We start from the raw sequence: 18700 nt of genomic DNA, 5'->3' as shown, positions 1-18700 counted from the left end.
AAATATTAAAAATTAATGAGTTAGTTATATCATCGTGGCCAAGAACCTGCCTAATCTATGGAATACATTAAGCACGATGGATGTTGGCGGTATCAAAGTTCGTTATTACTCATTAAAGGCGCTTGAGAGGGAGGGCTTTGATATTGCCAGGTTCCCATACACGATTAAGGTCTTCATAGAAAACCTGCTTAGGAATTACGACGGGCAGGCAATCACTGAGGAGGATATTGAGAATCTACTCCATTGGAACCCGAAGAATCCAGGTACTAAGGAGGTTCCGATAAAGGTTGCGAGGGTCCTAATGCAGGATTACACGGGAGTACCTGCCCTAGTTGATCTGGCAGTGATGAGGGAGATTGTGGCTAAATACGGCATTGACCCAAAGGTCATTAATCCACAGGTGCCGACTGACTTGATAATAGACCACAGCGTGCAGGCTGATTACTGGGGTAGGCCTGACGCGGTTAAGTTGAATATTAAGCTCGAGGTTGAGAGGAATGCGGAGAGGTATGAGTTCCTTAAGTGGGCTCAGAATGCCTTCAGGAACTTCAGGGTATTCCCACCAGGCACCGGTATTATACACCAGGTACACCTTGAGCACATTGCCAGGGTCGTGATGACCGAGGACCTCGGACCCGGTGAGAGGCTTGCCTACTTCGACACTGTCGTTGGCATGGACTCCCACACAACAATGATCAATGGGCTTGGCGTCGTTGGTTGGGGTGTCGGTGGTGTTGAGGCCGAGGCCGCGCTCCTTGGTCAGCCAATAGCTGTATTGCCACCGCAGGTTGTTGGTGTTTATCTCTATGGTAAGCCGAGGCTTGGTGTCACGGCTACGGACATAGTCCTATACGTAACCGAGACCCTTAGGAAGTATAACGTGGTTGATAAGTTCGTCGAGTTCTTTGGTGAGGGCGTTAAGGAGTTGCCCATACCCGATAGAGCAACGATAGCCAATATGGCCCCTGAGTATGGGGCAACCACTGGCTTATTCCCAGTGGATGAACAGACGCTGGCTTACCTAAGGCTTACTGGTAGGGATGAATGGTTAATATCACTTGTTGAGAGGTACTTCATGGAACAGGGGGTCTTTGGTTCACCGAAGGAGGGTGATGTTGAGTATAGCCAGGTAATTAGTATTGACCTATCAGCCATAGAGCCGAGCCTCGCCGGCCCCTCACTCCCGTGGCAGAGGAGATCCTTGAGCGACGTGCCTAAGAGCATTGAACCAGTCATTGAGGATAGGAACAAGAAGAGGAACATAAGTGGCAGGAGGAAAGTTGTCATAGAGCTTGATGGTAAGAAGGTGGAGCTTGAGGACGGGTTTGTGGCCATTGCCGCAATAACAAGCTGCACAAACACAAGTAATCCATACCTATTAATGGCGTCTGGCTTGGTCGCTAAGAGGGCTGTTGAGCTTGGTGTCTCACCGCCTCCATACGTTAAGACTGTGCTGGCACCTGGTTCTAGGGTTGTTGAGGAGTACCTAAGGAGGTCGGGGCTACTTCAGTACCTTGAGAAGATAGGCTTTTACATAACGGGCTTTGGATGCATGGTTTGCATAGGCAATACAGGTCCACTCCCAGAGCCTGTGGTTAAGGCTATTAGGGAGAATGACCTAGTTGCGGCGGCAGTGCTCTCTGGCAATAGGAACTTTGAGGGCAGGATACACCCGGACGTCAGGGCTAATTACCTGGCCTCGCCGCCCATGGTTGTCATTTATGCATTGGCAGGTACCGTTAATAAGGACTTAACAAGGGAACCAGTGACATATACCAGTGACGGTAAGCCCGTTTACCTGAAAGACCTGTGGCCTAGTGATGATGAGGTTAGGAGCTATGTTGAGAGGTATGTAACGCCCGATGAATTCACCGAGAAGTATACCAAGATTGGCGACTTAGTACCTGATGAGTGGAACACGTTAAAGGCGCCAAGTGGCGACCTGTATCAGTGGAATCCAAAGAATACGTACATAAGGAGACCACCGTTCTTTGACGATTTTGACCCAGATAGGCTTGTAGAGGTTAAGGACATAGTTGGTGCTAGGGCGTTGTTGGTGCTTGGTGATAACGTAACCACGGACCACATATCACCGGCGGGCTCAATACCCGCGGACTCACCTGCGGGTAAGTACTTGATATCACTTGGCGTTAAGCCAAGCGATTTCAATACCTTCGGTACTAGGAGGGGTAATTGGGAGGTTATGGTCAGGGGTGCATTCTGGAGCAGGGGTGTTAAGAATAAGATGGGTGGTAAGGTCATTGAGGGTGGTTACACGATTCACTGGCCCGATGGGCAGTTAATGACTGTGTTTGATGCGGCCATGAAGTATAAGGAGGAGAATGTACCACTAATAATACTTGCTGGTCAGACTTATGGAGCCGGTAGCTCAAGGGACTGGGCTGCGAAGGGCCCGAAGCTCCTGGGCATAAAGGCTGTCATTGCGAAGAGCTTCGAGAGGATACACAGGAGTAACCTGGTTGAGATGGGCATATTACCGCTTCAGTTCATGGAGGGTGAGGACGTGGATAAACTCGGTATAACGGGTGACGAGACCTTCGACATAATAGGGCTGTCCCAGGGATTAAAGCCTAGGCAGACCGTGGACCTCGTTATTCATAAGCCCGACGGTAGGGTTGTTAGGACGAAGCTCCTAGTGAGGCTTGACACGCCGATGGAGGTTCAGTACTTCCTCAATGGAGGCATACTGCAGTATGTGCTTAGGCAAATAATTAAGAGGCACCGCCAGAGAGGGGCACAGCCATAACCTCTAGCCATCTCCTGATAATATAATTTAAAAGTTCAGTTTTTAAATTATGCTTAGGCTTGCCCTACATGAATTAGTCCAGACTTAACTTAATGATTCAACTCCCCAGTTCCGCACCGGAGAACTTAGTTCTACCCCGGAACTTAAATGCTAATCAGGAGACTCATAATACATTCAATTTTGGCATAATTATTTAGCTGGGTTTAAAAAGGGAATCCAATACGCATGGCTTACGTATGGGGAAGAAGGTGATTTATAAGGAGATTGAGATTACTAATGAGAGAATATCAAGGCTTAAATACGCATTGCTCTTGCTATTAATAGCCCTAATTGGCACTGGTGCCTATATACTCACTCAGTACTCCCTCCAACACGTCTTACATAATGCTGTCCTATCATCTTACCTAAGCATTCCGGTGGGTGCTGTCGTTGTTGGCGTTGGTCTTATTCTCCTAAACAGGTACTTAATTAACCATGGCGTTATGATACCAATATTAAAGAGGAGAGTTGAGCGGACGGTCTTTATATCACCCGGCAACGGTTGGTCCATTGATGAGGAATTGATTAGGAGACATGAGGATGCCCTGAGGTTTGCTGACAGGGATTCGGAGGGTTACGTGACTGGTTTGGCAATGCTTAGCTTTATGTATCTCCAAAATGCCATTGCTTATGATGATAGAAGCCTTTACTTAAAGGCTAGGGATTACCTGAACAGGGCTAAGGATGCCATGAGGACTGTTAATGTGAGTGATGAGGTTAAGATACTCGTTGAGAGATTGGAGAAGGAGGTAGAGGGTAGTAGGTCTAGGTTTGAGTAGGATTAATGGCCATGGGCTTAACCTGAGCAAGAATCCTTCCATCTAATATGCCAGGTCCCAGAACATGCACTACAATTTTCGTACCCACCCTTGGGCATACCTTTACTAAGCAGTGAGCCAGTGAAAGATGTGGCTATTACGTGCCTTGCTTAACAAGCTTATACGTGGATTCAATACTTTATATAGCAAATATAGTAACCTTATAAACTTAACCAAGACTGTATAGATAGATTAATGTAATGCTTTGGCTAACTCCATAATCTTCTGTCTCCAATCCCTCGCCTTAACAATGGCACTAGCTACCAGGACTCCCTGTGTCCCAAGTTCAACGGCCCTTTTAACATCCTCATAGCTCTCAATACCGGCCCCCGTGATGACCGGAATGCTCGGGTTAACTCTTTTAACGAGTTCCACGGTTTTCACAATGACGTCAGGCTTCTCCCTACTTACGGCCTTACCAGTGCCAATAAGCTCGGGTGGCTCAACTGCTACTGCCGTTGGCTCAAGGGCAGCGGCAGCCGCGCTCGTGTATGGGTCCGGCGCACACACGAGAGTCTCTAGGCCGAGGTTCTTCGCCCTGTTAACGAGCCAGCCAAGGTCATTTAGGAGGAGCCTATTCTCGCTGTGATTAAGTATTACTCCCGACGCCCCGGCCTCCTTAATGAACTCAGGCGGTACATGCCCTGTCCTAGCCCCAGGCTCAACTGGATCAGCACCCTGGGCATACACGGGTATTCCCACGTTCTCAGCCACAAGCCTAAGCTCAGTAATTGGTGGGGCAACGGCAATGGACACACCTAACTCCCTGGACACAGCTTCAGCGACCTTAGCAAGCTCAAGAGCCCTCTTACCGAGCACCTCAGGGTACACTTTCATGTTTATGATTAATATTGGTAACTTCATACATGCAATAAGCAGGATTAAGGCCTATTAAATTGTTAGGGTTTAATGGGAATAATAATTATACATTAGCTGGGTGGATATGGGATGGTGACTACCTCCACGTATACTTTAGATGGATTATCTGTATATGTTATGAAGGTTATCGGTGACGGCCATATTGCATCGCTGTAATTGCCATACCACTCACCGGCAATTCTCATGATTAGCGGATTACTTAGGTTAATATATACGGTGCCTAAGCCCTCGTAGTAACCAATCGTGTATATATGCCTCGGGGTAAAGGCGAATGGACCTTAATGGGCTGCCCATTCATGTACGCGTGAATTAATAACACAGGATGCCCAGTACCACTATCGCTGAAATATTCAATTAACGCTAATTTTGTAGTAATTACCTTAAATGGTGTTATGTAGCTTTGGCTGAGACCTATGTTAGCTGTTACCATTGCAACGAAGATCGCAGTAATGATGGCTATCATTAAGATTACCGTGATTGGGTACCTCAGCCTTAATTTCATAGACATCAAAATACTTATTTTCAAGGGACTTTTTTACTCCGGCTATTCTTAAATTGTAAATTGAAAGAATAAATTAGCTTAGTACTTAAGAAATACTGCTTTATCATCATCATCTCTTAATTTTATTAGGATGTCGTTTATTCAATTTCTTATAACCAACTAACGTCGTAACCACCCTCGCTAATCTCCTCCCTTATTCTAGCCAGTATGTCCATCGTGCCGAGGTACGTCATATCCGTCAGGTAAACCTCAATATTACTTAGTATTTCCCAGGTGCGTGCATAATGTAATATTGTCTCAACCTCAACAAGGTCCTTTGGGAATATCTCGAACACGTCCATGCCCACGGTCAGTGGGTTGAATGTTGGTAGTACTATTATATTCATGGTGCCCGTGGCGCCTACTTCGGTGTTATACATGTTTTTGCCGAACACGGACTTATCAACTCGTACCTTAACGATAACTGGTGCTCTCATTACGTAGCCAGTCACGTCCTGGATGAGTATGGCTGGGTGGGTATGCCCCATTATTATCACGTCCGCATTCATGAAATCCTCAACCCTAGGCTTTGAATTTCCATGAAGTAAGAGGAGGTTTTTGCCATCCCTACTCCTTATCATGAAGCCCCTGGAGTCTATGAGGTACACATTGGGCTTTGCGTTACTGCTGAGTATTAGGTCTAGGTTACCATCATGGTTACCCTTGACCAGAACCACCTTATTGAATTTACCACTAATCCTGTCAAGGAATTCCCTGACCTCCCTAGCGCTCTCGACTATACTCGCTATCTCATGCTTAACATCACCTAATATAGCCAATGAAGTTGCTCCTGCCCTCTCGGCAAAGTCAAGAACCAGTTGTGCGATCCTGGCTGATTGGCTGGGTATCCTAACACCCTTCTTACCAAGCTCAACCTCAAGGCCTACGTGAGTATCAGCAATAAGTAGCCATCTCTCGCCATCCTCAGAATCCACGGTAATGCCTCGAAACTCCTCAACGGACACCGCACTAATGATTAATAATTAATGCCTTAAAACCATTTTGCGTAATAACTACTAACTTAGAATTTCCTTGATTACGTATGTCAAGGCCTCCCTAACGCCAACCCCATACTGACCAACGCCATCATGAACCCACCTAATGACCCAGGGATCATAATGAACCACATCAGGTTCTAAACCGACCAGCTTACCAACAGCAGCAACCCACTGCTTACCCAGGGACTCCCTAAACATGTTAATCACAGGACGACCAACATTAATCGAGAGTCTCCTAACGAAATGCAGGAGATTCCTCAGTGCAATTACTGAGCCAAGGTCCTGAATGCCCACTGGATAAACAGTATCGCACATACTCAACGCCTCGGTAAATACATGGTCTAAGTTGGGCTCGAATGATGGAAAATCAATAACTACATTATCAACCTTAACCCTATCAATTAAGTATTTAATCAACGAGTCCAACTTATCCCTAAAATCACCATACTCGTTAACAAGCGCTAAATCACCATGCCCAGAAGGCACCAGGTAGACAGGTCCATGCTCCGTTGAAACAATATGAATTACCTCACTAACCTTAGATGCGTTAATCACGTAGGTAGCCAGTGTATGCCTTGGCACACCACTAAGTAGGTTAAGCGATGTGCTTGGATTACCCATGGCTAAGTCGATAACGGCTAACCTAATGCCAAGCGCTGGTGCAGCCATCGTGGTCAATATCGTCAGTGTGCTCTTACCAACACCACCCTTCTGACCAGAGACAATGCATTTAATGCTCACGTCAATATAGTAACACCTCAATTAATAAGGTACTAACGTTGCATGAACAAACATTTTTAACTTTGCATCACCAATGTAAATTGTGGAAATCCCAAAGCTGATACTCGATGAGGCGGAGAAAAGGGGCATTGACATAATTGACCTAATATCAAAGGCATTATCGCTTGACCCATTAACAACGAGTAAAGCGCATCTTGAACTCGCAGAAAAATTCCTAAATGAAGGTAGGAATTTAATCGAGAAGGATCCCGTGCAGGCCAGTGAGAAGCTCTACAAGGCGGCTGAGGAGGCCATCAAGGCGATCGCCATAATCCTAGGCCTAGACGAGGCGAGGAGAGCGTCTGAGATTGGTAGGTGGACAGCGCAATTACTATTTGATGCTGTGGATGACGCCGCAGATAGGCTTGGTAAGAGGGAGGTCAGGTGGTGGTGGGGACGGGCATGGTTTTTACACGTGGAGGGATTTCATGAGGCAAGGCTTAGACCTGACCAAGTTAGAAGAGATCTGCCCGATATCGAAGCCCTCGTGAATTTAGCAAGGAGCACTTTTGAGACTCAATCATGATTCATAATGGAAAGAAATTGATTTACTGGCTTCGTATTAATTTGATATATGAGCCGCCAGGAGTTTAATTGCCGTATTACCGTAATGAACTGAAGGCTCATGATTCTTTACCTGGCCATTGCCTTGATCTTTTTAATAACGTGGGTGATTAACACGTATAATTTTGCGGGATTAATAGCGTTTTTAACATTTCTAGTGCTTTTATTTGTCGCCATTAAGCTGCCTAGGATCCCAAGTAGTGAGGGACGTAGATGGAGTATGATTATTAGTATTCTTATGATTCTATTTCTCATAGTTTATTTACTACTATCTGTTTTATCTAGCCGTTAAGCAACCAGTCATTGGCTTGGTACTTATGCTCGCATTCCCATCAGCACTTTCAGTGTTACTTCTCGGCTTAATAGTCACTTCATACATAAGGTATGGCATGTGTCCCTGAGTTGCATGGTCATAAATTATTTTTAGCCCTTGATACGAGTATTTTTTCGTGGGTGGATATAATTATAGGGTTAGGATTAGGGGTAAGTATGCCACTGCCATTAGTAAGTTGGTGCTTGATCTTGGTTATACCATTGTTCAGGCCTCTGATGTGATAATCAATAGGTTTAATATTAATGTTGATAATTCCGCGCCTGACGTCACAATTAAGGACTCTGAGAGGGTCCCTGGGGCGTTGAGTGTAATGGGTAGGTGCGGTGCAGTTAATGATGTTGTTAATAACCTGCTTAGGGTTGTTGAGGAGGAGGCATTGATCTGGAGGTCCGTGGTTCCTCTTCATAGGGTCGTCATGGGTGTCGTAAACGTCATTAATGGTGATTACTTCGTTGATGTTGGTAATGGCGTTAAGGCTGTACTCAGGGCGCCGGGTGGCGTGTATAGTGATGGTGATGTGATCCCTGTCGTTATAAGTAGGACTAGGGTTTACCCAAGTGATGAGTTGGTGGCTATACCCGGCGTTAGGGTTGATACTGAGTACGTCTCTATAGTGCCGGGTAGTGGTACCGTATTATTCAGTAGGCACATTAGGGATTATGAGGTTAGGCAGACGCTGCTCAAGGTTGGTCTTAAGTACGTTGGTAGGTTGAGAGGCTATAGTATCAAGTGGAGGAGTAGTGCTCAGTTCCTAAGTGAGGATGAGGCTGTTAAGGAAATTGAGAAAGCGATAAGTACACTTAATGAGGCTGAGTCGACTAGTAAGTCGTCGGCTCCATACACGGTGCTCCAGGATGGTGAGTGCATTATTGAGGTTATGCTTAATGGTAGGGCTAAGATCTTGCTCGATAATGTTAGGAATAACGTTATGCCGACAATAATGGGTCATCACACGTATAAGACTTTAAAGCGGAACACCGCGTTGTTGGATCTCGTTGAGGCATTGCTTGGTCGCTGTAACGATAGGGCTGGGTTTAGTGTTGAGTTCATGAGGCAGTTAATGAGTAGGAGGTATAGGGTCGGTATTGTGCATATTAAGCCAAGTGGTGAGGTCATTAAGCTTGGTAATGCCGATGTACTTAAGCTTGAGCCTGACGATATTGTTTTATTGCGTAGGTTGAGAGGTGGTGGTTACCTTGATGGTCTCGGTATTCCAAAGGAGGAAGGCGATATGGCAATAACCTGCTCCGCAATTAATAATGAATACCTAACCCACGTCTATGTTGATCATGCATGGAGGCCCAAGGGCATTTACATAAATGTTAATACACCCATAGAATTCACTGGCAGTAATATCCTCTACATAGACCTTGCGGTTGATGTCGTTAAGAGGTGGGATTCCAGCGAGGCCAGGGTTATTGATTATGATGAGTATATGACGTATGTGAACATGGACGTAATACCAAGTAAGTTAAGGGCTAGGGTTGAGAAATTGATAAGTGATTTGCTGGTGAGTGCCCATAAGCTTGGTGAGGAGTGCCTTAGTAAGGCTAGGGAGCTGGCTGGGTGATCCTACACACCACCGAATACCTGCATTATCCTCACTATTTCGAAACCAGTGGTGTCACTACCCACTAAGCCACCATTATTATTAACCACAAGCCCACCCCTGAGGAAACTCCTACCTCTATTAACCGTGCCCACATTTACGGTTAACCCGAAGTAATCCTTTACCTTCCTCACATCCTCATCCTTAGCCTCAGGGCTTAGTAAGACGCCCTTATCATTAGCCACCGCAATTGAGCCCACCAGGTAAGTACCGCAAACCTCGTCTACGATTACCTCCGTGCCTAATGTATCCCTTATCAACCCTACGTACTCCTTCTCAATTATTGGTGATACTATGGTCTTCCTATTATTCGTCAGTATTAAGTTGGCAATGGCTGTGTATCTTGTGCGTATTATCGACACGTTAAGGCCATTCTTTTTCAATTCATTTACCTCATCCTCAGTAACTATGCTCGGCACCAACACCCCATTATCATTACCAACCATGAAAATGCCTATTAACGGCGACTTAGCAAGTGATGCCTTAAGAACACTCGTACCAAGTGTATCCCTTATTGAATTAACGACCTTATCGGGGACATCCATCGGCACTATTGTCAGGGTATTATTTGTAAATATATAAACACCTATTGTTGATGTCCCATAAATACTCAATGGCGCCACCTCAAATCTACGTCTACTCATTTCTCTCAACCCTCCAAACAACTTAACAACTATTTAAATAAATTAATAGGTTATACGGTACACCTAATCCAGGAAGCCCAGTACGTATATGTCTGATTCATAATTATTGTTAATTCTTCATCATTCAGCCTCCCTTAACAAAGTTGAAAATTCGTTAAGCACACATCAAGTTAAGGATACGAGTTTACTGAATATTAAAATTCTAAATCAGCATCATTGAGAAGTTCTCGTTAATGATTGGGTAGCGTAAGCATGTGGTCACTATACTACCTTAGGTATTAATGGTGATATGAAGAAATTAGAACAATAAATAATGTAACCATTAACGCTATAAATGAAATTAATGGCCTTGAGATTACTGAAGAACCTACCCTTTTGGTCTTAAAGCCCATTTGAATAGCGTGATATAGGGTAAGATCCGTATAGGTATGACATACAGGTATCATTTGAGGAAGATCAAAAGTGCAATAATTCTATGAATCCATAAGTTTAAGTAGGAAGATTAATGCCAACTTCGTTAACGTACTTAAATAATAATGATTTAAGATTTTCCTCCTCAGCACCTGGAATTTTTATGTGGCTCCAGGGTAATTCACCATTAAGTGGTTTCCATGAGTACACGTACTTATTAAGTAAGTTCTCGTACTTCCTAAGTAATCTTCTCCAGGAGCCCCTATCAAGGTTCGTTAATGATGCCTCAAATATTAAGTTGCCAACGTCCCTATCACCAAGCGCTAGCAATGCCTGAACCTTGGCGTCAAGCACATTGTATGTTGAAAACTCATCATATGTTCGTGCATCCCTTAGAGTTTTAATTCTATCGTTAATGACCTTATCATCAGCCATTGGTAACCATTGTAGTGGGGTATGTGGCTTTGGTATCCATGGATTAACTGAAAGTGAATGCTTAATGCCTAACCTCCTAAGTCTCGTTAAGAGATTAACTATTGATTTTATGTCCTCATCGCCTTCACCTGGTAATCCAACCATGAAGTAAAGCTTTAGATGATCAATACCCACACTTACTGCGTCCATAGCTATCTTAACAACGTCATCGTCCGAAAACCCCTTACCCAATGCCTTCCTCAACCTTTCACTCGATTCAGGGGCTATTGTGAGAACCCTTTGACCACCCTTCGCAATTAACCTAATAATGTCCCTGTCTAATGTGTCAACTCGTAGGGAAGGAACAGAAACGTTAAGCTTTAACTCATTTACTAGAAAGTTCATTAATTCCTTAAAACCTGGATGATCAGTCACGGAGAGACCTATTAAGGATACACCATTAATTATTCCGTTCCTACCCAAATCCCTAAGTATCAATCCCTTAATAGAAGTAATATCAGCAAACCTAACAGGCCTACTAACAAAGCCCTCCATACAGAACAAGCACCCTCTCGGACAGCCTCTCATAACCTCGAGAACCGCCGGATTACTAAATATTGACTTAACATTACCCAGGCCTAACTCGATTGCCGTATCATGAATTAACCTAATTGAGTATGAAAGATCCTTTACGAATGCCTTGGTTACGGTATGCCTGCCAATGCTTGGCACGTAAAAGCCCATTGGACCAATATAACTATCAATATTCTTACCATACTCCATATAATGACTAATAAGTTGAGGAATTAGCACCTCAGCATCGCCAATGAGCATTATGTCAGCAAACGGCGCCATTGGCTCAGGATTTGCCATTAATGTTGGTCCACCTAACACAATTAATGGATCATCAATACTCCTTTGGGAATTATATGGGTTTATACCGCTTAACTCCATCATCTTTAGTATACGTGGGTAATCAAGTTCATAATGCACTGAAAATATCACTATGTCGAAATCCCTAAGTGATTTAGTTAGGGATTTACCGTCATCGCCTATAAATACGAAGTCTGAATACACGTTTGAATGCTCATTTAATAGTTTCCTGATTATGTGTATTGATAGTGATTGAAGGGCTACTCTGGCATTTGATGGGTAAGCAATGGCTACCTTAATCATTCCTTTCCTGTAAGATTTTTGGTATGCGTTCATTGGTGTTACGAGATTCCTTGGTATGTCTGCGATGGGCTGATTCTAACCCTGAGAATCACGAGTGGCTGATTGGAATCTCTTATTTCCATTATTTTCTTTAGTAGCCTTAAGCGTATGCTCGTGATATTTGTCGATATTAATTTCAACGTGCCATCCTTACCATACTCATTAATCAACTCACTAAGTGTGGTCCTTAATATGAAGTCTGAAACCACATCAAGGCTACAAACCTCGTTCTGCCTTATTAATTCCACGATTATCTCTCTACGTAACTTATCAACTAGATTCTTAGGAATACTCTTAAGTAATTCGTCAGCATTAGACTGAGGATTAGCGTTATTATTGTTCTCATTATTCAACTGCTCATTCTCACTAAAGACAAGTTTAACCCTCTGTCTCCACTTAATAACCCACCAATTAAACCATTCATCAACTATTTTCGTCACCTGTTCCTCGTTCCTCAAAATCCTTTTACATAACTCATATGATGCATCATTATTACTCAAATTAAGCAATCCAAACTTATATAATAAGTAATATCTCAAATCCTGGTAGGCATAGCCCGTTAGAAAATCCTGCTCATTAAGATCTAAGTCCCAGGGCAGGGAGTTAATCCGTTGTTGAATCATTGAGACTAACTTACGTTCACCAAACCCTTCCCTGCAGGCTATGTCGATGTCGAAATATGCCACAAAACTCCCGTATGCATATTATTTTATTTATTATTTAAACATTTGGTCCATGTTATGTTTAAATACGACTAAATAATTTATTTATATCCATAAAATCATGAAGAATTTTTGAAATAATAAAGGAATTAGATAGTGAATTATACCACCTATTTACTAAGTAGTTAATTACGTAGGAAATATCATCAACACTTAATACCCAGTTTGGCTCCCTATCGCCGTAATTCACATTAAGCAGTAATAATCCGTAGGGTGGTGCAGGTGGTATTGGCTTTCTAATCCTCAACTCTATTAAGTCCCGTAACTCATCAATAGTCAATATTCCAGAACCAACCATCCTAAGTGCATTGACAATCTTCCTAATCATCTTATTCCTGAACCCGCGACCAATGACTATAAAGACCAGGTAATCGCCAAACCTTTCAATATTAACGTTATTTATCATCACCGTGGTCGGCACACCCTTCTCCTTAACCTGAAAATTCGATAGATCATGAACACCCACAAACAATTTCGCTGCACTCCTCATTAAATCAATATCCTCATAAAGCCAGGGCATTACATAAACATAGGTCCTAGACACCGCGGCCCTTGCACGAAAACCTTCGTCAACCTCAGCCCATGCCCATGCCCTAATTCCATTTGGTAACCTGGAATTCAACATGCCAGGTACTAATCTAATACTGTCAATGTAATTTATCGAGACTACATTACCAATAGCGCTAACCCCTGGGTCTGTCCTCGAGGCCTTGCTTAGCTTAAAGTCTTTAATGAAATACCTAATGGCCCTCCTCAGGTAATACTCAATGGAGTTAGTACTACCTGTAAATCCACTAAATAATGATCCATCATAAAACACCTTAAAGGCTACTGTCGGCATTGAATATACGTACTTATTACTGAGAGATTAAAAATAATGCCATTATAAGTTATTGAGTACCTTTAGGAGACTTAATGACGACTATTCTATAATTACCATCATCCAACTGCACAGCCTCCCTAATCTCCACATTGAGAATCTTCAATATCCTCTGTATCATCATGAAGCATATGAAGTCGTCCGTTATTACCGTAAGCGTCGACCCTGCCTCAGCCTTATCCACCGCATTAGCGACAATTGTAACTGGTGTTGGGCATTGAAGACCCCTAACATCAATGACATTACTCATATCAACCACACCTAATTAATATCATACATACATATTAAAATACTTATTACATGTACTGATTATTAACTGAGTCGATGGGTTTATAAGGTATGGATCATGCATATTAATCATCGAACTGATTACCTTATTTCGAAATCCTCAAACTCACCAAAGTATTGCTTAATGACGTAATTTATAGTCTCAACAGAACCAACGGGGCTTGACCTAATCCACTCAATGAGAGCCATTACATCCTCCTTACATCCCTCAGCGACCACCTCAACCGAACCATCTGGAAGGTTCCTCACATACCCAGTTAATCCAAGGGATAGGGCTTGCCTACGTAGTGTTGGTCTAAAACCAACACCCTGCACATTACCGAATACCCTCGCCTCAACCCTCACCTTTTCACACTTAACCTGCTGTCTCCTTAGGCTTCTTAATACATCAATGTTCATAGTGAGCTTCATCAATAATGATTTACTCGTTATGTACCTCGTTACGTAATCAGGCACGAATAACCTGCCAGACCCCTTACCCATTACCTCACCAATCACCATGGGCTGAACATCCTCAATACCCCTTAAATCCCTGACAATCGAGTCAATAACATCCTTACTAGCCACAATTGCTATAGCCCCATTAGTACCTGCTGTGGCATCTGTAATTATGTAGTGCTCAGCGGCGAATCTCGCAACCTCAGGCGATATCAATGGTATATTGTATAGTGCAACATCGACATTGGCCTGCTCGGCCAGCTCCTTGAATACAAATATGCCGGGTCCTGATACATCTATTGTGGCTGCTATATGCTCATCCTCCCTAAACGCCTCACCTATCTCAGGTAGGTACTTACTTATTACTCTGGCTATCTCGATGTTAGGTCTTGAGAGTATGTCCATTATTTTTATCTTCAATTTCTCAAGATCCTCAATACTCATCACGTTACGTTCAAGCTCATCCATTATTGACTCATCAACATGAGCCGTTAAATACGTAGATATTATGGAAAGCTCACCAAAGGGCCTAGTAATAAGTATCTTAAAGCCGGCCTTAATGTTGTCGTAGAACATTGGTGGTTCCCTATCTAATGTACCAACCACGGTGGCGCCCATCAATAGGTAATTAACCCTTGGCTGTTGCACATCAGTACTTAATTGAAGGTCCCACTTACTGCTAAATTCCCTAAAATTCTTCATTAATTTCTCCTTTAAATCCTCAATTGGCGCATCATAGACTGGGTATATCGTTATATCCCTATACACGCCCTTTATGAATAGGTCATTCAACGCATTACTTACTGCGGTAGCCACCTGCCTATAACTACCTGGGTCCTCCGTCGGGTCAATTATCTGTATCGTATCATTATTAGCCAATAAGTACCCATCACCACTCTTCGTACTTATGAAATCGATGAGGGCAAACTCAGCCTTCTCCTTAGTCGAGACTATAGAGTGACCCTTACCAATCCTAACCCTAACAGGCGAACTACCCAACCTCCTATATAGGCTTATTATTGAACTTGCAAATTCCCTCGGCGATGATGCACGTGACTGGTGAACCTGCAGTAACAGCAATGCCACTGATGGATTAATACTAACTAATTCATCCTTATTTACACCATTACCAGTTATATCATATATCCTCCTAACCAGTGAGTAATCACCGTTACTCCTTAACACGGCTACGTCCTCTCTAGGCTGTATCTCTATGTTTAACTTAGCTATTTCATTGTTAACGAGTGAGAGGGCTGGGTATAACGTATCGTATAGGTCAACCTTAACTGAACAGCCAATGGCAAGGGACAATAGGTTAATCCCAAGATCCAGGTACTTATCTAGTCTCTCCCTAAACACCCTTATCCTATCATCCCTCATCTCCATCACCGCTTCCTAATTATAATCCTCCAGTAATTACTCTCCTGCCTAACTTCAAGAACCTCATGACCAAGCTTCCTAACAGCCGCCGGTACATTGTCACAACTCGCTGGGTTATCAACGAGAACCTCCATTATCGAACCTTCCTTCAATTCCTTAATGGCCTTCAACGTAAAGACTTGAGGGTATGGACAGGCATAACCCCGGGCATCCAATAAATACCTATTGTTATTCACCTTTTCGAATTTCACGACATTATAACTAACGTAATGCTTTATATAGCCTTAAATCAGTGCTGTTTTTGCACAGTTCAGTATTCATTTAAATTTAAATAAATTTATTCAAATTCACAATGAGACCGACTTATCACACCACTCAAGCAGCTCAATGTATTTACCAATCATAACCAATTCATCAACTATATCAAGAAAATCACCCAAACTAACCTTAATACCTGCCAACTCAAAGGGCTGGGTACAAACGTAAACTCTCACATTACCAATCTCCTTGGCCTGCTTAATCATTTCATACCACTTGAAAAATTTACCATTAATTACGGCATTGTTATAGCCATTAACGACACCATTAACTAACACTTCTAATGAAGAATCACCGTTATAATTACCGATTTTATCTGCATAATTCCTAAGGAATGCAAAAGATGCAGACTGCGTGGCGTAAATGGCAACCTCATGACCCATACTAACTGCACCAAGAGTTATCGTGCCTAACGTTAATAATCGATCCAACGTTGAGTTGGTGATTAAAATAAGTAATTTCATCACGTAGACTTACATGGATTCCCTTTAAAAGCGGAGAGGCAATGCAGTCTCTGCACAGTAGGAGATATAGAGGTGAGTATTTTAAGTACGGTAATCACTTTTAGGTAGCACTTACTCCTTAACCTGCGTCTCCTGCTTGCTCCTATCCTCAGCCTTAACATTCTCCTTATCCTTCTTCTTAGTCATGTATGGACTTGGCATGCACATACCTGGTCAGCAAGATGAAGTGCGTATGTTTATAAATGTTTCTATTTAAATTTAAATGAATTCTTTTAAATAAAAATAAATATAAATATATTGATATGCATATAATTAAGTATTTAAACCAATTGATTACTGATAAGGTTTAATGATAGCCCTTGGTGAACTCATTAAAAGCTTAATAATGCCCTTCCTAGCATTACTAGTGGGCGAAATGAATGATGATGCATCAATAATGAACAACGATAGAGATCATGTAAGTAATGATGGGGTTACTGATAAGATGATACATACCTGTCCCATGTATGCTCGAATTAGGTGGTTGCTTGTTGAGTCGAGGGGCGGACCAATTAGGTCTAAGATATTGCTGTTGCTCAGGGAGAGGCCAACAAACATCAATAGAATTGCTAAGGAGTTGAATATGGATTATAAGACGGTTAAGCACCACCTGGAATTGCTTGAGAAGAATGGCTTGGTTAAGAGACTTGGTTTAAGGTATGGTGATGTTTATTTCATAGAGGATAATGCCTATAAGCATTGGGACGAACTATACGTATTAATTAAGGAGAGCTTAAAACTTAGTGATAACTCTAATCCTCAGTAATTACGTCGAATTGAAAACCACCAACGCTAAGCAAGCCATCATTAATCATCTTAAGCTTAACAAAATCCAATTCATCAGCCAATTCACCACTTACCTCATACTCAACGTCAAAGTTAATGCACTCGCCAGGACTTAGTTGAAATGCTTCGCTTTCAATAGACTTATTACTTACAATAATATCATTACTAACGAGTGCTACGTAGGTTACGTAATTCTCAAGCCCCGTCTTAGTGAATGGTCCGCCATACCTCAACCTAAGCCTTAATACCCTACCCTCATTATTACATAGTCTCACTGATCCCGGATACCTAACCCTCCTACCTACATCCTTGGTTACGTAAACTAGGTATCTATGAAATATCCGCATGGTCATTACCCATGGCCTGTGCCTTACTGGTGATGCTTAGGTATATCATTAGGTTGGTTATTGTTAGTACTGCAGCAAATATTACGATTATTGCATGCTCTATGAATGCGGTGGTCACGTAGATAAGTGAGGCAACGGCAATTAAGTAATGCATGGGCATCTTATTCATTATGCCGCTTATTACCAGGGCAATTATTGAATACGTGTAAATCCCAATAAATACCGCAATCAATGGCATTGAGGATGGAGGTGCGAGTATTCCTAAACCCATGGCAAATACCATGGACATTATGTGGGACATGAAGCTATTATAAATTGTCAATGAGTAAAGGGGATATGCCATCAATAGGCCTAGTACGGCCGCCGACACATAGCCCAAAATCAACTTTGTATTGATTCTATTAATAATTAATATGTATATACTATATATGAGAAGTACTACACCTCCAATACCTGCTAGATAGAGCATTGGGTAGACTAGGTATGGGCTTAATCCACCTAGGGAAAATGCGAAGTATTCCGTTAATACGTTAGCGATGTATAGTGCTAGAGATATTAATTGAAGAAGAATTAGTGGTGCTAATGGCAACGATTTAATTCTCAATTCATAGACTAGTGCTATTAGCGATAATACGGTCAACGCAGCATAGACGAGACTACCTATTACCCATGGAATAGTCATGTAATACATTGGATAAAGAATACTGAGTAATGTGCCTCCCCACAGCATTAACACGGTGACCAGGAAGTAAATCCTACTAAGTGGTATTCTAATGAAGTATAGCATGAATGGTATAACCACCTCAAGCCCAAACACAGAGAATGTACCAATGAGCTCTAGATCAGCCATATTAATACCAGTACTTGGCATGAATGGCGCAACGTAGAATAGGAACTCCCTAAATATGAAGTAGAGGATAAATAATACCGAGAATAACGCCACCAATACTGTTTGATCTCTATTGAGTACTCCGTGAACATAGTTATGATTTTTACCACTAATAATGTTAGCATCCATTTAGCTC

General features: G+C 42.5%; 20 protein-coding genes. 5 read left to right on the top strand and 15 right to left on the bottom strand.

Annotation, left to right across the window (positions count from 1 at the left end; translation table 11 throughout):
• Window positions 1–34: 34 nt before the first annotated feature.
• Together acnA and VDIS_RS06150 are read left to right on the top strand one after the other, a co-directional pair.
• Complete coding sequence (acnA, locus tag VDIS_RS06155) at window positions 35–2767, top strand: aconitate hydratase AcnA (RefSeq protein WP_013336367.1); 2733 nt, start codon at window positions 35–37, stop codon at window positions 2765–2767.
• 236 nt (window positions 2768–3003) lie between these two features.
• Complete coding sequence (locus VDIS_RS06150) at window positions 3004–3585, top strand: hypothetical protein (protein ID WP_013336366.1); 582 nt, start codon at window positions 3004–3006, stop codon at window positions 3583–3585.
• A 231-nt stretch (window positions 3586–3816) separates the two neighbouring features.
• On the opposite strand, the gene tpiA is transcribed toward VDIS_RS06150, so the two are convergent.
• The 5 genes from tpiA to VDIS_RS06135 all read right to left on the bottom strand — a co-directional run bounded on the left by tpiA (window position 3817) and on the right by VDIS_RS06135 (window position 6783).
• On the bottom strand, window positions 3817–4488 hold the full coding sequence (tpiA, locus tag VDIS_RS06145) for a triose-phosphate isomerase (protein ID WP_013336365.1): 672 nt from the start codon (window positions 4486–4488) through the stop codon (window positions 3817–3819).
• A gap of 65 nt (window positions 4489–4553) precedes the next feature.
• Window positions 4554–4688: a hypothetical protein gene (locus VDIS_RS13110; RefSeq protein ID WP_013336364.1), complete on the bottom strand. Its 135-nt coding sequence runs from the start codon at window positions 4686–4688 to the stop codon at window positions 4554–4556.
• A 35-nt stretch (window positions 4689–4723) separates the two neighbouring features.
• A complete protein-coding gene (locus tag VDIS_RS12950; protein ID WP_013336363.1) occupies window positions 4724–5011 on the bottom strand; it encodes a hypothetical protein in 288 nt (95 codons plus the stop codon).
• Window positions 5012–5154: 143 nt separating this feature from the next.
• A complete protein-coding gene (locus VDIS_RS06140; RefSeq protein ID WP_013336362.1) occupies window positions 5155–6009 on the bottom strand; it encodes a metallophosphoesterase family protein in 855 nt (284 codons plus the stop codon).
• Between the two features lie 51 nt (window positions 6010–6060).
• Complete coding sequence (locus VDIS_RS06135; protein ID WP_013336361.1) at window positions 6061–6783, bottom strand: ParA family protein; 723 nt, start codon at window positions 6781–6783, stop codon at window positions 6061–6063.
• A gap of 82 nt (window positions 6784–6865) precedes the next feature.
• On the opposite strand from VDIS_RS06135, the gene VDIS_RS06130 reads away from it, so the two are divergent.
• A complete protein-coding gene (locus tag VDIS_RS06130; protein ID WP_013336360.1) occupies window positions 6866–7348 on the top strand; it encodes a PaREP1 family protein in 483 nt (160 codons plus the stop codon).
• 487 nt (window positions 7349–7835) lie between these two features.
• Window positions 7836–9290, top strand: coding sequence for a ribonuclease FAU-1 family protein (locus tag VDIS_RS06120; protein ID WP_013336358.1), 1455 nt, complete (start codon window positions 7836–7838; stop codon window positions 9288–9290).
• Between the two features lie 2 nt (window positions 9291–9292).
• Here the strand turns inward: VDIS_RS06120 and VDIS_RS06115 are convergent, their stop codons facing one another.
• From VDIS_RS06115 to VDIS_RS06080, 8 genes are all read right to left on the bottom strand, one after another.
• Window positions 9293–9973: a translation initiation factor IF-6 gene (locus VDIS_RS06115; RefSeq protein WP_013336357.1), complete on the bottom strand. Its 681-nt coding sequence runs from the start codon at window positions 9971–9973 to the stop codon at window positions 9293–9295.
• Between the two features lie 489 nt (window positions 9974–10462).
• Window positions 10463–11974, bottom strand: a complete 1512-nt coding sequence (locus tag VDIS_RS06110; protein ID WP_148678265.1) for a radical SAM protein — start codon at window positions 11972–11974, stop codon at window positions 10463–10465.
• 38 nt (window positions 11975–12012) lie between these two features.
• Window positions 12013–12699, bottom strand: coding sequence for a hypothetical protein (locus tag VDIS_RS06105; protein ID WP_013336355.1), 687 nt, complete (start codon window positions 12697–12699; stop codon window positions 12013–12015).
• 58 nt (window positions 12700–12757) lie between these two features.
• On the bottom strand, window positions 12758–13576 hold the full coding sequence (locus tag VDIS_RS06100) for a tRNA-pseudouridine synthase I (RefSeq protein ID WP_013336354.1): 819 nt from the start codon (window positions 13574–13576) through the stop codon (window positions 12758–12760).
• Between the two features lie 49 nt (window positions 13577–13625).
• Window positions 13626–13865, bottom strand: coding sequence for a sulfurtransferase TusA family protein (locus VDIS_RS06095; protein WP_013336353.1), 240 nt, complete (start codon window positions 13863–13865; stop codon window positions 13626–13628).
• Window positions 13866–13984: 119 nt separating this feature from the next.
• On the bottom strand, window positions 13985–15721 hold the full coding sequence (locus VDIS_RS06090; protein WP_245522581.1) for a SelD-related putative sulfur metabolism protein: 1737 nt from the start codon (window positions 15719–15721) through the stop codon (window positions 13985–13987).
• A 5-nt stretch (window positions 15722–15726) separates the two neighbouring features.
• Window positions 15727–15972 (bottom strand): sulfurtransferase TusA family protein, encoded by a 246-nt coding sequence (locus VDIS_RS06085; protein WP_013336351.1) that lies wholly within the window; start codon window positions 15970–15972, stop codon window positions 15727–15729.
• A gap of 96 nt (window positions 15973–16068) precedes the next feature.
• Window positions 16069–16503, bottom strand: coding sequence for a DsrE family protein (locus tag VDIS_RS06080; protein ID WP_013336350.1), 435 nt, complete (start codon window positions 16501–16503; stop codon window positions 16069–16071).
• Between the two features lie 349 nt (window positions 16504–16852).
• Between VDIS_RS06080 and VDIS_RS06075 the strand changes: the two genes are divergently transcribed.
• On the top strand, window positions 16853–17308 hold the full coding sequence (locus VDIS_RS06075) for an ArsR/SmtB family transcription factor (RefSeq protein ID WP_013336348.1): 456 nt from the start codon (window positions 16853–16855) through the stop codon (window positions 17306–17308).
• Here VDIS_RS06075 and VDIS_RS06070 read toward each other — a convergent pair.
• A complete protein-coding gene (locus VDIS_RS06070) occupies window positions 17295–17675 on the bottom strand; it encodes a hypothetical protein (RefSeq protein WP_148678262.1) in 381 nt (126 codons plus the stop codon). The two genes, VDIS_RS06075 and VDIS_RS06070, sit on opposite strands and share 14 nt — an antisense overlap.
• On the bottom strand, window positions 17659–18693 hold the full coding sequence (locus VDIS_RS06065; protein ID WP_013336346.1) for a hypothetical protein: 1035 nt from the start codon (window positions 18691–18693) through the stop codon (window positions 17659–17661). The genes VDIS_RS06070 and VDIS_RS06065 overlap by 17 nt, the downstream gene beginning before the upstream one ends.
• Between the last annotated feature and the right edge of the window lie 7 nt (window positions 18694–18700).

It is taken from the genome of Vulcanisaeta distributa DSM 14429, from assembly GCF_000148385.1.
GTDB lineage: Archaea > Thermoproteota > Thermoprotei > Thermoproteales > Thermocladiaceae > Vulcanisaeta > Vulcanisaeta distributa.
The sequence above is the reverse complement of the archived record's forward strand: the minus strand, read 5'-3'. Positions and strand labels throughout refer to the sequence as shown.